This window comes from Agromyces zhanjiangensis, from assembly GCF_040496055.1.
Classification (GTDB): Bacteria; Actinomycetota; Actinomycetes; order Actinomycetales; family Microbacteriaceae; genus Agromyces; species Agromyces zhanjiangensis.
The window spans coordinates 542482-559347 of record NZ_JBEPKB010000002.1 but is presented as its reverse complement, the minus strand read 5'-3'; the positions used below and the strand labels follow the sequence as shown (position 1 = coordinate 559347).

General features: G+C 72.3%; 11 protein-coding genes. 4 read left to right on the top strand and 7 right to left on the bottom strand.

Annotated features, from left to right (window positions below):
- Nucleotides 1-8: 8 nt before the first annotated feature.
- Nucleotides 9-1073, bottom strand: coding sequence for an AI-2E family transporter (locus ABME02_RS05785; protein WP_353814304.1), 1065 nt, complete (start codon nucleotides 1071-1073; stop codon nucleotides 9-11).
- A 23-nt stretch (nucleotides 1074-1096) separates the two neighbouring features.
- Complete coding sequence (locus ABME02_RS05780) at nucleotides 1097-2704, bottom strand: DivIVA domain-containing protein (RefSeq protein ID WP_353814303.1); 1608 nt, start codon at nucleotides 2702-2704, stop codon at nucleotides 1097-1099.
- 194 nt (nucleotides 2705-2898) lie between these two features.
- On the opposite strand from ABME02_RS05780, the gene ABME02_RS05775 reads away from it, so the two are divergent.
- Together ABME02_RS05775 and ABME02_RS05770 are read left to right on the top strand one after the other, a co-directional pair.
- Nucleotides 2899-4764 (top strand): DUF8094 domain-containing protein, encoded by a 1866-nt coding sequence (locus ABME02_RS05775; protein ID WP_353814302.1) that lies wholly within the window; start codon nucleotides 2899-2901, stop codon nucleotides 4762-4764.
- Nucleotides 4761-5723 (top strand): tetratricopeptide repeat protein, encoded by a 963-nt coding sequence (locus ABME02_RS05770; RefSeq protein ID WP_353814301.1) that lies wholly within the window; start codon nucleotides 4761-4763, stop codon nucleotides 5721-5723. The genes ABME02_RS05775 and ABME02_RS05770 overlap by 4 nt, the downstream gene beginning before the upstream one ends.
- 9 nt (nucleotides 5724-5732) lie before the next feature.
- Here the strand turns inward: ABME02_RS05770 and glgB are convergent, their stop codons facing one another.
- Complete coding sequence (gene glgB / locus ABME02_RS05765; protein WP_353814300.1) at nucleotides 5733-7937, bottom strand: 1,4-alpha-glucan branching protein GlgB; 2205 nt, start codon at nucleotides 7935-7937, stop codon at nucleotides 5733-5735.
- Nucleotides 7934-9892, bottom strand: a complete 1959-nt coding sequence (locus tag ABME02_RS05760) for a maltotransferase domain-containing protein (protein ID WP_436408241.1) — start codon at nucleotides 9890-9892, stop codon at nucleotides 7934-7936. Before ABME02_RS05760 ends, glgB begins: the two co-directional genes overlap by 4 nt.
- Before the next feature lie 178 nt (nucleotides 9893-10070).
- Here ABME02_RS05760 and glgP point away from each other — a divergent pair, with 178 nt between their 5' ends.
- Entirely contained in the window at nucleotides 10071-12635 is a 2565-nt protein-coding gene (gene glgP, locus ABME02_RS05755; protein ID WP_353814298.1) for an alpha-glucan family phosphorylase, read from the top strand.
- An 82-nt stretch (nucleotides 12636-12717) separates the two neighbouring features.
- On the opposite strand, the gene ABME02_RS05750 is transcribed toward glgP, so the two are convergent.
- Genes ABME02_RS05750 through glgX form a run of 3 tightly spaced genes read right to left on the bottom strand, consistent with a single transcriptional unit; the run spans nucleotide 12718 to nucleotide 15559 of the window.
- Complete coding sequence (locus ABME02_RS05750; protein WP_154347613.1) at nucleotides 12718-12876, bottom strand: hypothetical protein; 159 nt, start codon at nucleotides 12874-12876, stop codon at nucleotides 12718-12720.
- An 11-nt stretch (nucleotides 12877-12887) separates the two neighbouring features.
- Entirely contained in the window at nucleotides 12888-13385 is a 498-nt protein-coding gene (gene ybaK / locus ABME02_RS05745) for a Cys-tRNA(Pro) deacylase (RefSeq protein ID WP_154347612.1), read from the bottom strand.
- Nucleotides 13385-15559, bottom strand: a complete 2175-nt coding sequence (gene glgX, locus ABME02_RS05740; RefSeq protein WP_353814297.1) for a glycogen debranching protein GlgX — start codon at nucleotides 15557-15559, stop codon at nucleotides 13385-13387. The genes ybaK and glgX overlap by 1 nt, the downstream gene beginning before the upstream one ends.
- Before the next feature lie 50 nt (nucleotides 15560-15609).
- On the opposite strand from glgX, the gene ABME02_RS05735 reads away from it, so the two are divergent.
- The gene (locus ABME02_RS05735) at nucleotides 15610-16845 is read left to right on the top strand and encodes a cysteine desulfurase family protein (RefSeq protein ID WP_353814296.1); all 1236 of its coding nucleotides are present in this window, start codon (nucleotides 15610-15612) and stop codon (nucleotides 16843-16845) included.
- The last annotated feature ends 21 nt before the right edge of the window (nucleotides 16846-16866 follow it).

The following is a 16866-nucleotide window of genomic DNA, read 5'->3' as shown; positions in this document are numbered from 1 at the left end:
GTGCCCGATCAGCGCTCGTTCTGGCGTGGGATGACGACCTGCTTGATGATGAGCAGGATCGCCGCCGCGATCGGGATCGCCACGAGCGCACCGAGGATCCCGAGCAGCGCGCCGCCGGCGAGGGCCGCGACGACCACGAGCGCGCCGGGTACCTTCACCGCGCGGCTCATGATGCGCGGGGAGAGCACGTACGCCTCGACCTGCATGTAGATCAGGTAGTAGATCGCGGCGACGAGCGCCGTGAGCGGCGATCCCAGTCCCGGGATCAGGCAGAGCAGCACGATGATCACGGATCCCGTGAGCGTGCCGACGAGCGGCACCAGCGAGAACAGGAACGCGATGAACGCGAGCACCGCGGGGAACGGTGCGCGGATGATGGAGAGGAACGTGAAGCTCAGGAAGCCGTTGACGGCCGCGAGCGAGACCTGCCCGATCACGTACCGGCCGACGGACTGCGTGATCTGCTCGGTCAGGTCGGCGAACCGGGCGCGACGCGACGCGGCGATGAGCTGGTAGGTCGCCCGCTTCATCGCGTCGAGCGACGCCGTGAAGTAGATCGTGAGGACCGCGACCACGATGACCGCGAACACCCCGCCGCCGATCGCGATCGCGACGGCCCAGACGCCGCCGAGCAGTTCGCTCAGCCGGTTGGGGTTGGTGAAGAAGTCGGTGAGTGCCGCTCCCGCCTGTTCGCTGATCTCCTCGATCAGCAGGAGCGGGAACTGCTCCTGCAGCCAGGCGATCCAGTCGACGCGGTTGACCTGGTCGATGATCCGGGGGATCTGCGCGATCAGCTCGGCGACCTGGTCGACGATGATCGGGATCACCGCGATGAGCAGCGCCGCGACGACCGCGGCGACGCCGGCGATGACGAGCAGGATGGCGCCCCAACGCGGAAGCCCCCGGCGCTCGAGCCCGCTCACGGCGGGCTCGAGGCCGAGGGCCAGGAACAGTGCTGCTCCGATGTAGGTGAGGATCGTCGACAGGCTCGACACGGCGGACAGGATGACGAGTCCGGTGCCCACGCCGAGCGTGCCGACGAGCGCGATGCGGAACGCGTTCTGGATCTTCAATCCCCGCGCTCCCTCGTCTCGCGTTACTTGTTGGCCACCTGCTCCGCCTGGGTCAGCACGCCGCGAAGGCTCTCGAAGTAGCCGGCGACCGCGTCTCGCTCGATCCTAATCTGGGCGAGGCGGTCCTCGGCGTCCGCCACGAGGGCGCGCGTGCGCTCCTCGGCGTCGGCGATGAGCTTGCGAGCCTGGGCGTGCGCGGCGGCGACGCGCTCGCGCGCCTCCTCGTCGGCCTTGTCGCGGGCGTCCGCGATGTCGGTCCGCGCCTCGGTCTCGAGGCGGTCGGCCTCGGCGCGCGCCTCGGCGGTGCGGGCGACCGCCTCTGCGAGCTCGGCGTTGGAGTCCTCGAGGAACTTCCTGGTCTGCTCCGCGGCCTCCTGCTGCGCCGTCAGGAGCTCCTGCTCGGCCTCGTCGCGCTTGGTCGCGAGCTCCGCCTCGAGGTCCATGCGGGCACGCTCGATCTCGCGGCGCATCCGGTCGACCTCGTGGGTGGTCTTCTTCTTCATCGAGGTCAGCTGGTTGTCGAGGTCGATGCGGGCCTGCTCCGCCTCGGCCTCGAAGTCGGCGCGAGCCTGCTCCTGCTCGAGGGCGAGGTCGGCGCGCATCTGCTCGAGCTCCGCGGCGTGCTTCGCGCGAATGCGCTCGAGCTCGTGCTGCAGCTTGAGGCGAGCGGTCTCGGTCTCCCGCTCGAGGTCGACGCCGACCTGCTCGCGCTCCTGCGCGAGCTTGACCCGCTCCGCCTCGAGCTCGCGGTCCAGATCGGTGCGGGCCTGCTCCAGCTCGTGCTCGAGCACGGCGCGACGCTCCTCGACCTCGGCCTCGAGCGCGGCACGCGCCTCGGCCGTCTCGCGCTCGAGGTCGAGCCGCGCCTGCTCGGTCTCCTTGGCCAGGTCGATGCGCGCCTGCTCGGTCTCCTTGGCGAGCTCCGCGCGCTTCTGGTCGAGTTCGACCGCGACCTCGGCGCGGGTCTGCTCGGTCTCCTCCTTGAGCCCGGCGGCGGCAGCGCGCGCCTCGTTGGCCTCGTTGTTGGCGGCGACGAGCATCTCGGCGGCCTTGCGCTCGGCCTCGGCCACGACGGCCGACGACTCGCGCTTCGCGGTGGCGCGGGCCTCGGCGGCCTCGGTCGACGCGGTACCGCGGATCGAGGCGGCGTCGCGGTTGGCGTCGTCGCGGACCTGCTCGCTCGACTCGTGCGCGCGGGCGACCATGTCGTCGGCCTCGGCGCGCGCGTTCTCGAGCAGGCGGTTGGCCTGGGCGCGCGCCTCGCTCAGGGTGCGCTCGGCGAGCTCGTGCGCGTCGGAGCGCATGAGGTGCGCCTCGTCCTCCGCGGCACGGCGCAGCTTCTCGGCGTCGATGTCGGCCTGTGCGATCAGCCGCGTCGACTGCTCCTCGGCGACGCGCAGCGTGTTCTCGAGCTTCGTGCCGAGGCCGGAGAACGTCGGGCTGCCGACCTCCTCGAGCTCCGCGGTCAGTTCCTCGATGCGGGCGAGGAGTCGCTTGTTCTCCTTCTGCGCATCGCCGGACGCGTTGTTCGCCGAGATGATCTCGCGGCGGAGCTGGTTGATGCTGCGGTCGACCTCGTCCTTGTCGTATCCGCGGAACACCTGCGTGAACTCGGTCTCTTCGACGGCCAATTCTTCCTCCGGGGTCCGTGTCCCGCGTTGTGGGGGGTTGTGGGGGGCGCGCGGGTCGCCTCCGATCATACGGCGCGAAGGCCCGCGGCTGGGGGTCGATGTCATCCAGACATCGGTTAGGAGACTCCCAGACACCGTCGCTAGTGTGGGGTGTCTTTGTCGGATGCCGCCCCCGCGGCCTGGAGGTAACCCGAGTGCGCTTCGTCCTCGCCATTCTGGCGTTCGCTGCTGCCGCCGTGCTGGTCGGCTTCGGCATCGCCCAACGGACCGTCTTCCTCGAGCCTGACAAGGTCTCGCTCGGAACGGTGGTCGAGAACCAGGCCAGCTACACGGTGCTCACGCCCCAGGCCCTCGCCGCCAACCCGGGCAAGCAGACCATCACGGTGTCCGGCGGTGGGCCGGTCTACGTGGCATACGGGCGCACCGACGACGTCCTCAGCTGGATCGGCGACGATCCCTACGTCGCGGTCGGCTACGACGGCGAGGTCGGCGAGCTCACGAGCGAGGTCGTCGTGGCGCAGCCGGTCGACGACTCGACCCCGACGACCGAGGAGCCCGCGGACTCCGAGGACGCCGAGTCGGAGCCCGACCCCGAGGCGTCGCCGGCCGGCAGCGACCTGTGGCTCGACGAGTTCACGGGCGACCGCACGCTCACCACCACGGTCGACGTCCCGGAGGGGATCACCGTGCTCATCTCGTCGGACGGGACCGCGCCGGCACCGGGGCGCATCGTCGTGTCCTGGCCGCTCGACAACGCCACCCCGTGGGCCGGGCCGCTCATCGCGGGCGGGGCCCTGCTCTTCCTCGTCGGGATCGTCCTCGTGATCTCGGGCGTGGTGGCCCACCGCCGCTCGCGGGGGCCGCGCCGCAACCTCCCGAAGGGCCCGAAGGGCAAGCTCACCCGCGCGCCTCGGCCGCCGCGCTCGCAGCGCGCCGCACTCGGCTCGGGCGGATCCCGCAGGTCGACCGGCCGTGCGCGACGCATCGCCCTCCTGCCCGTGCTCCTGGTCCCCGCCATCGCGCTGTCGGCGTGCTCGTCGGACTACTGGCCCGACCTGTCGTCGGCGCCCGAGACGACGGCCCCGGCCACCCCGGTCGAGACCGCGGCCGAGGGCGACGAGGCCGAGCCGGTCGAGCCCGCGGCACCGGAGGTCGTCCCGGCCGTCACGGTGCCCCAGATGGAGCGCATCATGCGTCGCGTCGCGGTGTTCACGACCGAGGTCGACGCCGACGCCGATTCGAAGCGGCTCGCCGAGCGCTTCACGGGCCCCGCACTCGAGGCCCGGAAGGCGAACTACGCGATCCGCAAGTCCCTGCCCGACCAGGCGTCGCTCCCGGCGATCCCGGCGTCACCACTGACGCTGACCCTGCCGCAGCAGGTGACCGGCTGGCCGCGGACCGTCCTCACGATCGCGAAGAACAACGACGACGAGACGATCGCGCCGACCGCCCTGGTCCTGCGCCAGGAGTCGCCCCGCGAGAACTACAAGGTGCTGTACGCGACGGCGCTCGTTCCCGACGCCGACGTTCCCGAGGTCGCGCCCGCGTCGATCGGCGCCCCGCCGATCAACCCCGAGTTCAAGGGCCTCATCATGCCGACCGGGCAGGTCGCCCCGGCCTACGCCGACGTGCTGCTGAAGGGCGACGAGTCGGAGTACGCGGAGTTCTTCGACCCGGAGGGCGACGTCATCCGGCAGCAGCTCGGCGTCGAGGGCCAGAAGGCCATCGCCGACGACCTTCCGGACACGGCCGACGTGGCGTTCTCGAACGCGCCCGGCGAGAGTCCGACGGTCGCGCTGGCCACGAACGACTCCGGCGCCCTGGTGACCGTCTCGATCACGCAGACCGAGAAGGTCACGCCCAACGACGGCGGCACCATCGGCTTCAAGGAGGGCCAGCCCGGCGCGGCGCTCTCCGGCTTCGACGAGAAGAGCGCGAAGGGCGTCGAGCGCGAGATCGGCATCCAGCTCATGTTCTACGTGCCCGCGGTCGGATCCGAGGAGCAGATCCGACTGCTGGGCTGGTCCGAATCCCTGATCGGCGCATCGGAGGTCAAGTGACGAACGCGTTCCCACCCCACGAGCCCGCCAGCCTGCGCGGAGCGGTCGACCTGTCCTCGCTTGTCCACCGAGATGAGCGACGGGCCGCGGATGCCCCGGGCGCGACGCCCGCCGCCGGAAGCCCCGGCGGCTACGTCGCGGCCGTCGACGACCAGAGCTTCGCCCAAGTGCTCGAGCTCTCGCGCTCGGTCCCCGTCGTCCTCGCCCTGTGGGCGTCGTGGAGTGAGCAGTCGACCCAGCTCGTGGCGGCCCTCGAACGACTCGTGAACGCCCGCGAGGGGCGCCTCGTTCTGGCGCCCGCCGACGCCGACCGCAGCCCCCAGCTCGTGCAGGCCCTGCAGGCGCAGGCGATCCCCACGGTGGTCGCGCTCGTCGCCGGGCAGCCGGTGCCGCTCTTCCAGGGCGTTCAGCCCGACGAGGTCGTCGACCAGGTGTTCGACCAGCTGCTCGAGGTCGCCGAGCGCAACGGCGTGACCGGGCGCGTGCCCGCCGCCGACGCCGAGGGCGCGGGCGACGACGCCGCCGAGGAGCCTGCGGAGGAGCCGCTGCCGCCGCTGCACCAGGAGGCGTTCGACGCCATCAGCACCGGCGACTACGCTGCCGCGGCATCCGCCTACCGCACCGCGATCGCCCAGGATCCGCGCGACGACCTCGCAGTTGCGGGCCTCGCGCAGGCGAACCTGCTGGCCCGGCTGCAGGGCAGGACGCTCGACGAGATCAGGAACCGCGCGGCGACCGCGCCGGCCGACCTCGACGCGCAGCTCGACGTCGCCGACCTCGACCTCTCGGGCGGTCACGTCGAGGACGCGTTCGCACGGCTCCTCGACCTGTTCCCGACGCTCGACGCGGAGGGCAGGAACCGGGTCCGTGAGCGGCTGCTCGAGCTGTTCCTGGTGGTCGGCGTCGAGGACCCGCGGGTCGCCGCGGCGCGTCGCCGGCTGGCGACGCTCCTCTACTAGCCTCCGGCCCTACGCCGGCGTGAACCAGAGCGCGCCGAGCGGCGGCAGCGTGAACACCGCCGACGCGGGCTTCCCGCCCCACGGCTGGTCCGTCGCGTCGACGCCGCCGAGGTTGCCGACGCCCGAGCCGCCGAACTCCGCGGCATCCGTGTTCAGCACCTCGCGCCAGCGTCCCGAGAACGGAAGGCCCAGCCGCACGTCGTGATGCGGGTTCCCGGCGAAGTTGACGATGCAGAGCAGCGGCCTGCGGTCGCGGTCGTAGCGGAGGAACGCGATCACGTTCATGTCGGCCGCACCGCCCTCGACCCAGTCGAAGCCCGCCGAGTCGTCGTCGAGCTGCCAGAGCGCGGGGGTCTCGGCGTAGGTGCGGTTCAGTCGGCCGACGAGCTCGGCGAGCTGCCGGTGGCTCGGCTGGTCGAGGATCCACCAGTCGAGGCCGCGTTCCTCGCTCCATTCCGACAGCTGCCCGAACTCCTGGCCCATGAAGAGCAGCTGCTTGCCGGGGTGCGCCCACATGTACGCGAGGTAGGCGCGCGTGTTCGCCAGCTGCTGCCAGTGGTCGCCCGGCATCTTGCGCACGAGTGACCCCTTGCCGTGCACGACCTCGTCGTGGCTGATCGGCAGGATGAAGTGCTCGCTGAACGTGTACAGGAACGAGAACGTGAGCTCGCCGTGGTGGTGCGAGCGGTACATCGGGTCGCGCTGGATGTACTGCAGGGTGTCGTGCATCCACCCCATGTTCCACTTGTAGCCGAATCCGAGTCCGCCCGAGCTCGTCGGCGCGGTCACGCCCGGCCAGCTCGTGGACTCCTCGGCGATCATCACGATGCCCGGGTTGCGCTTGTACGCCGTCGCGGTGGCCTCCTGGAGGAAGCCGATCGCCTCGAGGTGCTCGCGGCCGCCGTACCAGTTGGGCAGCCACTCGCCGTCCTCGCGCGAGTAGTCGAGGTAGAGCATGGAGGCGACGGCGTCGACGCGGAGGCCGTCGATGTGCATCTCCTCGAGCCAGAACAGCGCGTTCGCGACGAGGAAGTTCCGCACGCGCGGGTTGCCGTAGTCGAAGACGAGCGTGCCCCAGTCCCTCTGCTCGCCGCGGCGGGGGTCGGGGTGCTCGTACAGGGCCTCGCCGTCGAACCGGGCGAGCGCCCACTCGTCCTTGGGGAAGTGCCCCGGAACCCAGTCCATGATCACGCCGATGCCGGCCTGGTGGAGGCGGTCGATGAGGTACTTCAGGTCGTCGGGGGAGCCGAACCGGCTCGTGATGGCGTAGTACCCCGTGACCTGGTATCCCCACGATCCACCGAACGGATGCTCCGCCAGGGGCAGGAACTCGACGTGCGTGTAGCCGAGCCACTGGACGTACTCGATCAGCTCGTCCGCGATGTCGCGGTACCCCTTGCCGGGCCGCCAGGACCCGAGGTGCAGCTCGTAGACGCTCATGGGGAGCTCGTGCGGGTTGCGGTGGGGGCGCGCCGCCATCCACTCGCCGTCGGCCCAGTCGTGGTCGCTCGCCGCGACGACCGACGCGGTCGCGGGCGCGACCTCGGCACGGCGGGCCATCGGGTCGGCCTTCTTCAGCCACTCGCCCGACTGGGCGAGGATCTCGAACTTGTACGCCGCTCCCGGCTCGACGTCCGGCACGAACAGCTCCCAGACGCCGCTCGAGCCCATGTTGCGCATCGCGTGGCCGAGGCCGTCCCACCGGTTGAAGTCGCCGACGACGCGCACCGCGCGGGCGCGCGGCGCCCAGACGGTGAACGAGACGCCCCGGAGCGGGCCCGTGACCGACGGGTACTCGCGGTGATGGGCTCCGAGGACCGTCCAGAGCTCCTCGTGCCGCCCCTCCTCGATGAGGTGCAGGTCGAGCTCGCCGATCGTCGGCGCGTACCGGTAGGGGTCGTCGGCGGTCCACTCGGTGCCGTCGTCGTAGCGGGCGCGCACCCGGTAGCCCGTCGGCCCGAACTCGCCGGCGCCTGCCCACACGCCGTGGCCGACGTGCGCGAGCGGGAGCTCGGCGCCGTCGTCGAGCACGGCGGTGACGGAGGCCGCGAGGGGCCGCCTGACGCGGATCACGGTGCGGGCGCCGCCCTCGCCGGGGGCCTCGAAGCCGTGCTGGCCGAGCACCTGGTGCGGGTCGTGGTGACGGCCCTCGGCGACGGCCCGGAGGAGCTCGTCGGGAACGGAGGGGGCCTGGACGGGGGTCGTGTCGGTCATTCCGCGCCTCGAATCACTCGGAGGATGTGCACCGGCTGCGTGAACGCGTCCAGTCGCACGTAGTTGTGCTCGCCCCACTCCCAGCGTTCGCCGGTCACGAGGTCCTCGACCTCGAAGGTCCCGCCCTCGGGGAGGTCGATCGACGCGAGGTCGAGGTGCACGGTCGTCTCGCGCACCGAGTGCGGATCGACGTTCGCGACGACGAGGATCGTGTCGTGGTCGTCGGGGCCGTGGCCCTCGATGAAGCGCCCCTCGAGGTGCTTCGAGTAGACGAGCACCGAGTCGTCGTCGCTGTAGTGGAAGCGGATGTTGCGCAGCTGCCCGAGCGCCGGGTGGTCGGCGCGGATGCGGTTCAGGATCCCGAGGTAGAGCGCGAGCGACTTGCCGCCGGCCTCCGCGGCGGCGAAGTCGCGCGGCTTGTACTCGTACTTCTCGTTGTCGATCGCCTCCTCGGCCCCCGGGCGTGCGACGGACTCGAACAGCTCGAAGCCCGCGTACACGCCCCAGGTGGCGCCGGCCGTCGCGGCGATCGTCGCGCGGACCGTGAACGCCGCCGGCCCGCCGAACTGGAGGTACTCGGTGAGGATGTCGGGGGTGTTGACGAACAGGTTCGGCCGCATGAAGTCGGCCGTCTCCTGCGAGACGCTCGTGAGGAACTCCTGGAGCTCCTCCTTCGTGTTGCGCCACGTGAAGTACGAGTACGACTGCTGGAAGCCGACCATGGCGAGCGCCTGCATCATCGCCGGTCGGGTGAACGCCTCGGCGAGGAACACCACGTCGGGGTCGGTCGCGTTGATGTCGCCGATGAGCCGCTCCCAGAACATCAGGGGCTTGGTGTGCGGGTTGTCGACGCGGAAGATCCGCACGCCCTGCTTCATCCAGAGCCGCACGATCCTCGTCACCTCGTCGACGAGGCCGTCGAAGTCGTCGTCGAAATTGATCGGGTAGATGTCCTGGTACTTCTTCGGCGGGTTCTCGGCGTACGCGATCGTGCCGTCGGGCAGCGTGGTGAACCATTCGGGATGCTCGCTCACCCACGGGTGGTCGGGCGAGGCCTGGAGGGCGAGGTCGAGCGCGATCTCGATGCCCAGCGCCGCGGCACGGCGTACGAACGCGCGGAAGTCCGCGAGCGAGCCGAGGTCGGGGTGCACCGCGTCGTGGCCGCCCGTGGCGGCGCCGATCGCCCAGGGCGAGCCGGGGTCGAACGGCCCCGGCGTCAGCGTGTTGTTCGGGCCCTTGCGGAACGCGAAGCCGATCGGGTGGATCGGTGGCAGGTAGACCACGTCGAAGCCCATCGCCGCGACGCCGTCGAGCCGGCGCTGCGCGGTGCGGAACGTGCCCGACTTCCACGAGCCGTCCTTCTTCAGCTGCCGGGCGCCCTCCGAGCGGGGGAAGAACTCGTACCAGGAGCCGACGCCCGCGCGCCGACGCTCGACGAGGATCTCGTGCTCCTCGGAGTCGGTCGTCAGGCGTGCGAGCGGCCGGGAGCGGAACTCCTCGAGCACGGGGTCCTCGAGCAGCGCACGGCGAGCGGATGCCTCGGCATCCGCGTCGCGGAGCGCCGCCGCGTACGCCTTCAGGCGCTTGCGCACGGCCGCCGGCCGGCCGGCCTCCTTGGCCGCGCGCTCGGCGAGGCGCGCGCCGATCTCGTACATGAGCTCGACGTCGACGCCCGCGTCGATCTTCAGCTCGGCGTCGTGCACCCAGGTGCCGATCTCGTCGCCGAAGCCCGTCACGCGCCAGCGCCAGGTGCCGACCTCGTCGAGTCGGGCCTTCGCCTCCCAGCGGTCGGTGCCCGCAGCGCCCGCCGTCATGCGGTGCCGCTGCCTCGCACCCGACGGGCTCGTGAGCACGAGCATGGCGCCGACCAGGTCGTGGCCCTCGCGGAACACCGTGGCGCGGAACGGGACCACCTCCCCGGAGAACGCCTTGGGGTTCCATCGCGGATCGGGCAGGGCGGGTGTGAGCCGGGTCACGGGGATCCGGCCGGCTCGAACTGGGCGGCTCGTCACGTTCCGACCGTAGCGCGGATGCGGTGCGACCGACACCGGATTGCGCGGCGCTGCGTGCTCCGCGGGCGGCGCGGGCATCCGTTCATCTTCCCGACACACGGTGCTGCGTAGGGTGGACCCCGTGAAGCCGATCCGCAAGTTCACCGTCCGCGCCGTCGTCCCGTCGCAGCTGGGGGCGCTCGAGGAGCTCGCCGCGAACCTCCGCTGGTCGTGGCACGAGCCGACGCGACGCCTGTTCGAGCACATCGACCCCGTGGGCTGGCGCCGGTCGGGGCGCGACCCGATCGCGTTCCTCGGAGACGTGGACCCGCGACGACTCGACGAGCTGGCGGCGGACGACGGCTTCATCGGCTGGGCCGAGCACGAGCGCGACGCGCTCCGCGCCTATGTGTCCGAACCGCGCTGGTACCAGTCGCTCGACGCGGAGACGCCGCGGACCGTCGCCTACTTCTCGCCCGAGTTCGGCATCACCGAGGCGCTCCCGCAGTACTCGGGCGGCCTCGGCATCCTCGCCGGCGACCACCTCAAGGCCGCGTCCGACCTCGGAGTGCCGCTCGTCGCGGTCGGCCTGTTCTACAAGGCCGGGTACTTCTCGCAGGCGATCGCCCCGGACGGCTGGCAGCAGGAGCGCTACCCGGCCCTCGATCCCGACGGGCTCCCGCTGTCCGTGCTGCGGCGCGCCGACGGGACGCCGGTGCAGGTCACCCTCGCCGTGCCCGGCGGTCGCAGCCTGCACGCCCGCGTGTGGCAGGCCTCGGTCGGCCGCGTGCCGCTGCTCCTCCTCGACACCGACATCCCCGCGAACGACGACGACCTCCGCCAGGTGACCGACCGGCTCTACGGCGGCGGGGGAGAGCACCGCCTCCAGCAGGAGCTGCTGCTCGGCATCGGCGGGGTCCGCGCGCTCCGCGCGTGGAGCGGGCTCACCGGCCGGCATTTCCCCGACGTGTTCCACATGAACGAGGGGCATGCCGGGTTCCTCGGGCTCGAGCGCATCTCGGCGTGCATCGGCGACGGGCTCGCCTTCGCCGAGGCGCTCCAGCTCGTGCGGGCCGGCACCGTCTTCACGACCCACACACCCGTGCCCGCGGGCATCGACCGGTTCGACCGGGCGCTCGTGGCGAGCTACCTCGAGTCGGGGCTGCTCCCCGGGATCGACCCCGCCGACGCGCTGCCGCTGGGACTCGAACCGGGCGTGCCCGCCGAGGACAGCGCGTTCAACATGGCGATGATGGGCCTGCGGCTCGCACAGCGCGCGAACGGCGTGTCGAAGTTGCACGGCGAGGTGAGCCGGCGCATGTTCGGCGACCTGTGGCCGGGGTTCGACGCCGACGAGGTGCCGATCACGTCGGTCACGAACGGCGTGCACGCGCCCACGTGGACCGACCCGGCGCTGCTCGCGCTCGCCGAGGAACGACTCGGGACGGGCGACACCGAGCACGCCGACTGGCTGAGCGCCGCGGTCAGCGACGCCGAGCTCTGGGGGGTGAAGCGCGGCATGCGCCTGCAGCTCGTGGAGGACGCTCGACGCCGCCTCGCCGACGCGTGGGCCGACCAGCACGGCGGCGCCGTCGCGCCCGACTGGGTGCGTCGCGTGCTCGACCCGGACGTGCTCACGATCGGCTTCGCGCGCCGCGTGCCGACGTACAAGCGGCTCACGCTGATGCTGCAGGATCCGGAGCGGTTCGCGGCGATCCTCACCAACCCCGACCGGCCCGTCCAGTTCGTGATCGCCGGCAAGGCGCACCCCGCCGACGAGGAGGGCAAGCGGCTCATCCAGCGCCTCGTGCAGTTCGCGCAACGACCCGAGCTCCGCGAGCGCATCGTGTTCCTGCCCGACTACGACATGGGCATGGCCGAGCGGCTGTACCCGGGCTGCGACGTCTGGATGAACAACCCGCTCCGGCCGCTCGAGGCATGCGGCACGTCGGGCATGAAGGCGGCGATGAACGGCGCCCTCAACCTGTCGATCCTCGACGGCTGGTGGGCCGAGTACGCCGCCGACGACCACGGCTGGGTGATCCCGACGGCGGATGCCGCGGGCGACCAGGCCGAGCGCGACCGGCTCGAGGCATCCGCCCTCTACGACCTGCTCGAGCACCGGATCACGCGGCTGTTCTACGACCGCGACCGCGACGGCGTGCCGACCGAGTGGATGGCGCGCGTTCGTCGCACGCTCGCACTGCTCTCGCCCGAGCTCGGGGCGGACCGCATGGTGCGCGAGTACGTCGAGCGGCTGTACCGCCCGGCCGCCGAGCACGCCGCCGTGGTCGGAGCGGATGGCGCGAAGCCGGCGCGCGAGCTCGCGGCCTGGGGTGCGCGCGTGCGCGCCGCCTGGCCGGGCGTGCACGTTGCCCACGTCGAGTCGGGCGGCCTCGAGTCGACGCCGCACGTCGGCGACGAACTCCACCTCCGCGCGCACGTCGCGCTGGGCGCCCTGACCGAGTCCGAGGTGTCCGTCGAGGTCGTCTACGGCCACTCGCACGGCGACGACCGCATCGACGACGCTCGTGTCGCGGAACTCGTGCCCGACGGGACGTCGACGACGGATGCCGCGACCTGCGTCTACGTCGGCACGGTCACGCTCGACCGGGCCGGGGCGTTCGGGTACACCGTGCGCGTCGTGCCGCGGCATCCGCTGCTCGTCTCGCCGGCCGAGCTGGGGCTCGTCGCCGCCGCCGACTGAGCGTTCGTCGGACCGATCGGGCGGCGCGCCGGTGTGCCGACGGCGCGTCCGCGCGCATCGTCCGACGACGTGCCGGCGCACCTCAGCGGTCGCGACGCAGCGCGCGGACGAGCCGCGGGAACACGCCCGTCGCCCGGAACTGCGGGTCGTCGCCGCGAAGCAGCTCGGCCCGCCAGGCGCGGATCAGCAACGGGATGCAGAGCACGATCCCGACGGCCGCACTCCACTCGAGGAACGCCATGATGAACGCCATCAGCGGGCGCGGGCGATCGCGGCGTAGCGACCGGAGGTCACCGCGATGAGGTCGTCGGGCGCGAGCTCCAGGTCGAGGCCGCGGCGACCGCCCGAGACGAGGATCGTCTCGAACAGGATCGCGGTCTCGTCGAGCACGGTCGGCAGCGCGACCTTCTGGCCGATCGGGCTGATCCCGCCGACGACGTAGCCGGTCCTCCGTTCGGCGAGCGACGGATCGGCCATCTCGGCGCGCTTGCCCCCGAGCGCGGCCGCCAGCGCCTTGAGGTCGAGCTGGTCGGAGACCGGGACGATTCCCACCGCGAGCGCCCCGTCGACGTTCGCGAGCAGGGTCTTGAACACGCGCTCCGGCTCGATGCCGAGCTTCTCGGCCGCTTCGAGGCCGTAGGCGGCGGCGCGCGGATCGTGGTCGTACGGGTGCGCCGTGAAGCGGATCCCCGCGCGCGTCAGCGCGACGGTCGCGGGCGTGCCGGGCGTGCCATCCGCTCGCCTCGCCATCAGGCCGCGGGCTCCGGTGCCTCGCCGGCGCGTCGTCCGTCTCCGGCGTCGTCGGCCTCGTCGGCGCCCGCGCCGAGCGAACCCGCCGCGGCGTCGACCAGCACCGGAGCCGGTTCGCCCGACGCGCGGAAGAGCCGCATCGACTGCGGGGCCATCACGAGGCGCGTACCGGGCTCGTGGCGCGCGCCGAGTTCGTCGCCGGGCTCGTCGACGGCCGAATCCCACAGCAGCTCGTAGTCGTCGACCCCGGGGTGCGAAGGCAGCAGCACCTCGACCTCGCGCTCGGAGGCGTGCACGACGAGGAGGATGCGGTTGAAGCCCTCGAACTCGGGCGTGGAGGCTGCGAGGAACTGCAGGGTCCGCTGCGACGGGTCGTGCCAGTGCTCGATCGTCATGGTCTCGCCGTCGGCGTTGTACCAGTCCATCTGCGAGGCGCTCGGCACGCGCTCGCCGAACCGGCCGTAGCGCACGGGACGCAGCGCGGGGTGCTCGCGGCGCAGTCGCAGCAGGTGCCGGGTCGTCGCCTCGATCGCGGCGTCGCGCTCGTCGGCCGACCACGCGAGCCAGGTCAGCTCGGAGTCGTGGCAGTACGCGTTGTTGTTGCCGCGCTGGCTGCGGCCGTACTCGTCTCCGGCCGTGAGCATCGGCACGCCGGCCGAGAGCAGCAGCGTGCCGAGCAGGTTCCGGATGCTCCGGCGCCGCGCCGACACGACGCCCGGGTCGTCCGTGGGCCCCTCCACGCCGTGGTTGTACGAGTTGTTGTGATCGGCGCCGTCGCGGTTGTGCTCGCCGTTGCCGAGGTTGTGCTTGACGTCGTAGGCCGTGAGGTCGGCGAGCGTGAAGCCGTCGTGCGCGGTGATGAAGTTCAGGCTCGCGAGCGGGCCGCGCTCTGCGGCGAACGTGTTGGACGAACCCGCGAGGCGCGTGGCGAAGCGGCCGATGCCGCTGCCGTGCTCGCCATGGCGCTCGCGTCGCAGGTCGCCGAGCCAGAAGTCGCGCACCCGGTCGCGGTAGCGGTCGTTCCACTCGCTGAAGCCGGGCGCGAAGTTGCCGGTCTGCCAGCCGAACGGCCCGACGTCCCACGGCTCGGCGATGAGCTTGCCGGCCCCGATCACGGGGTCGGCGAGCATCGCCGCGAGGAGCGGATGGTGGGGGGAGTAGGCGCCGAGCGCGTCACGGCCGAGCGTGGCGGCGAGGTCGAGCCGGAAACCGTCGACCTGCAGCTCGTCGGCCCAGTACCGCAGCGAGTCGAGCACGAGGCGCATCGGCGCGTCGTGGCCGAAGTCGAGGGTGTTGCCGCAGCCGGTCGTGTCCACGTAGCGGCCGTGCGCGTCGTGCCGGTAGTACGAGGAGTTGTCGATGCCGCGGAAGCTGTACGTCGGCCCCTGCCGACCCTCCTCCGCGGTGTGGTTGTAGACGACGTCGAGCACGACCTCGAGGCCGGCCTCGTGCAGGCGCTTGACCATTCCCGCGAACTCGCGCCGCACGGCCTCGGGCCCGGCGGCCTGCGCCTCGGCGCTCGCGTACGGCGCGTGCGGCGCGAAGAAGCCGAGCGTGTTGTAGCCCCAGTAGTTGACCTGCCCCTGGCGGACGAGCCGCTCCTCGGCGACGAACGCCTGCACCGGCAGCAGTTCGACGGTCGTGACCCCGAGGCCCGTGAGGTACTCGAGCGACGCATCGTGCGCGAGGCCGGCGTACGTGCCGCGCCACGGCTCCGGGATGCGCTCGTTGAGCCGGCTGAACCCCTTCGGGTGCGCCTCGTAGACGACGGTGTGGTCGAGGGGCACCAAGGGCTTGCCGACGCCGCCCCAGTCGAAGCCCTCCGACGCGAGCGAGTCCAGCACGACCCCCCGCCAGGATCCGTCCGCCGCCGCGTGCAGGCCCTTGGCCCACGGGTCGAGCAGCGTGTGCGCGGGGTTGAACGCGTGCTCGAGCCCGGCGGGTCCGTCGACCCGCAGGCCGTACCGGGCACCCGGCACGAGCGCGGCCGACGTCCCCTCCCACACGCCGTCCGCGCCGCGCATGAGCGGCAGTCGTTCGACGGCCCAGTCCAGGTCCTCGGCGGAGAACACCTCGAGGTCCACGGAGGTCGCGTGCTCGGACCAGACGCGGATCGTGCCGCCGCCGGGTCCGGTGCGCACGCCCAGGTCGTGGAGCGGATCGGCCGGAGACATGCGAACTACAGTAGTTCGTGGGGAACCGGTTCCCGGTCAGGAGGTGCTCGATGCCCCGCCGCGACCCCGTCTACCTCGACCACGCCGCCACGACCCCGCTCCGCCCCGAGGCGATCGACGCGATCACGCACGCACTGCGCCTCGTCGGCAACCCGGCCTCCATCCACAGCGCCGGGCAGCATGCCAAGCGCCTGCTCGAGGAGTCGCGCGAGCAGGTCGCCGCGACGCTCGGTGCCGATCCGATCGAGGTCGTCTTCACCGGCAGCGGCACGGAGGCCGTCAACCTCGCGATCAAGGGACTCTTCTGGCGGCGGCGCGCCGAGGCATCCGCTCATCGCATCCTCATGCCGGGCGGCGAGCACCACGCCACGATCGACACGGTCGAGTGGCTCGCCGGCATGGACGGCGCCGAGGCCGTCGAACTGCCCCTCGACGCGCTGGGGCGGCTGCGGGTCGACGCGCTCGCCGCGGAGCTCGATCGGGACGCGGCATCCGTCGCCCTCGTCACGATGCTCTGGGCCAACAACGAGGTCGGCACGATCGAGCCCGTCATCGAGGTCGCCGAGCTCTGCGCGCGCGCCGGCGTGCCGCTGCACGTCGACGCGATCGCCGCGTACGGGCACGTGCCCGTCGACCTGCACGCGATCCGTCGCGAGACCGCGGCGCCCGTGGGCGCGGGGCTCGTGGCGATCAGCGTGTCGGCGCACAAGGTCGGCGGGCCGGTCGGCATCGGCGCGCTCGTGCTCGACCGGTCGACGCGCATCGAGCCGCTCCTGCACGGCGGCGGGCAGCAGCGGCGCATCCGCTCGGGCACGCAGGACGTCGCCGCGGCGGCGGGGTTCGCGGCCGCGGCCGCGGCGACGGTGGCGCACGCCCCGACCGAGGACGAGCGGATGTCGCGCCTGCGCGACCGGCTCGTGGCCGGGGTCGCGGCCGCCGTGCCGGACGCGCGCCTCTCCGGCGATCCCGACCGGGCGACGCGGCTGCCCGGGAACGCGCACTTCTCCTTCCCGGGCTGCGAGGGCGACTCGCTGCTGTTCCTGCTGGATGCCGCGGGCGTCGCGGTCTCGACCGGGTCGGCGTGCCAGGCCGGCGTGCCGGAGCCCTCGCACGTGCTGCTCGCGATGGGCCGCACGGAGCCGGAGGCGCGAGGGGCGCTGCGCATCACCCTGGGTCGCACGACGACCGAGGCCGACGTCGACGCGTTCCTCGAGGCGCTGCCCGCCGCCGTCGAGCGGGCGACGCGCGCCGGCATGGCCGACCGGATCACGAGCTTCGACCGCTGAGCGCCGCTGCGCGGCCGCCCT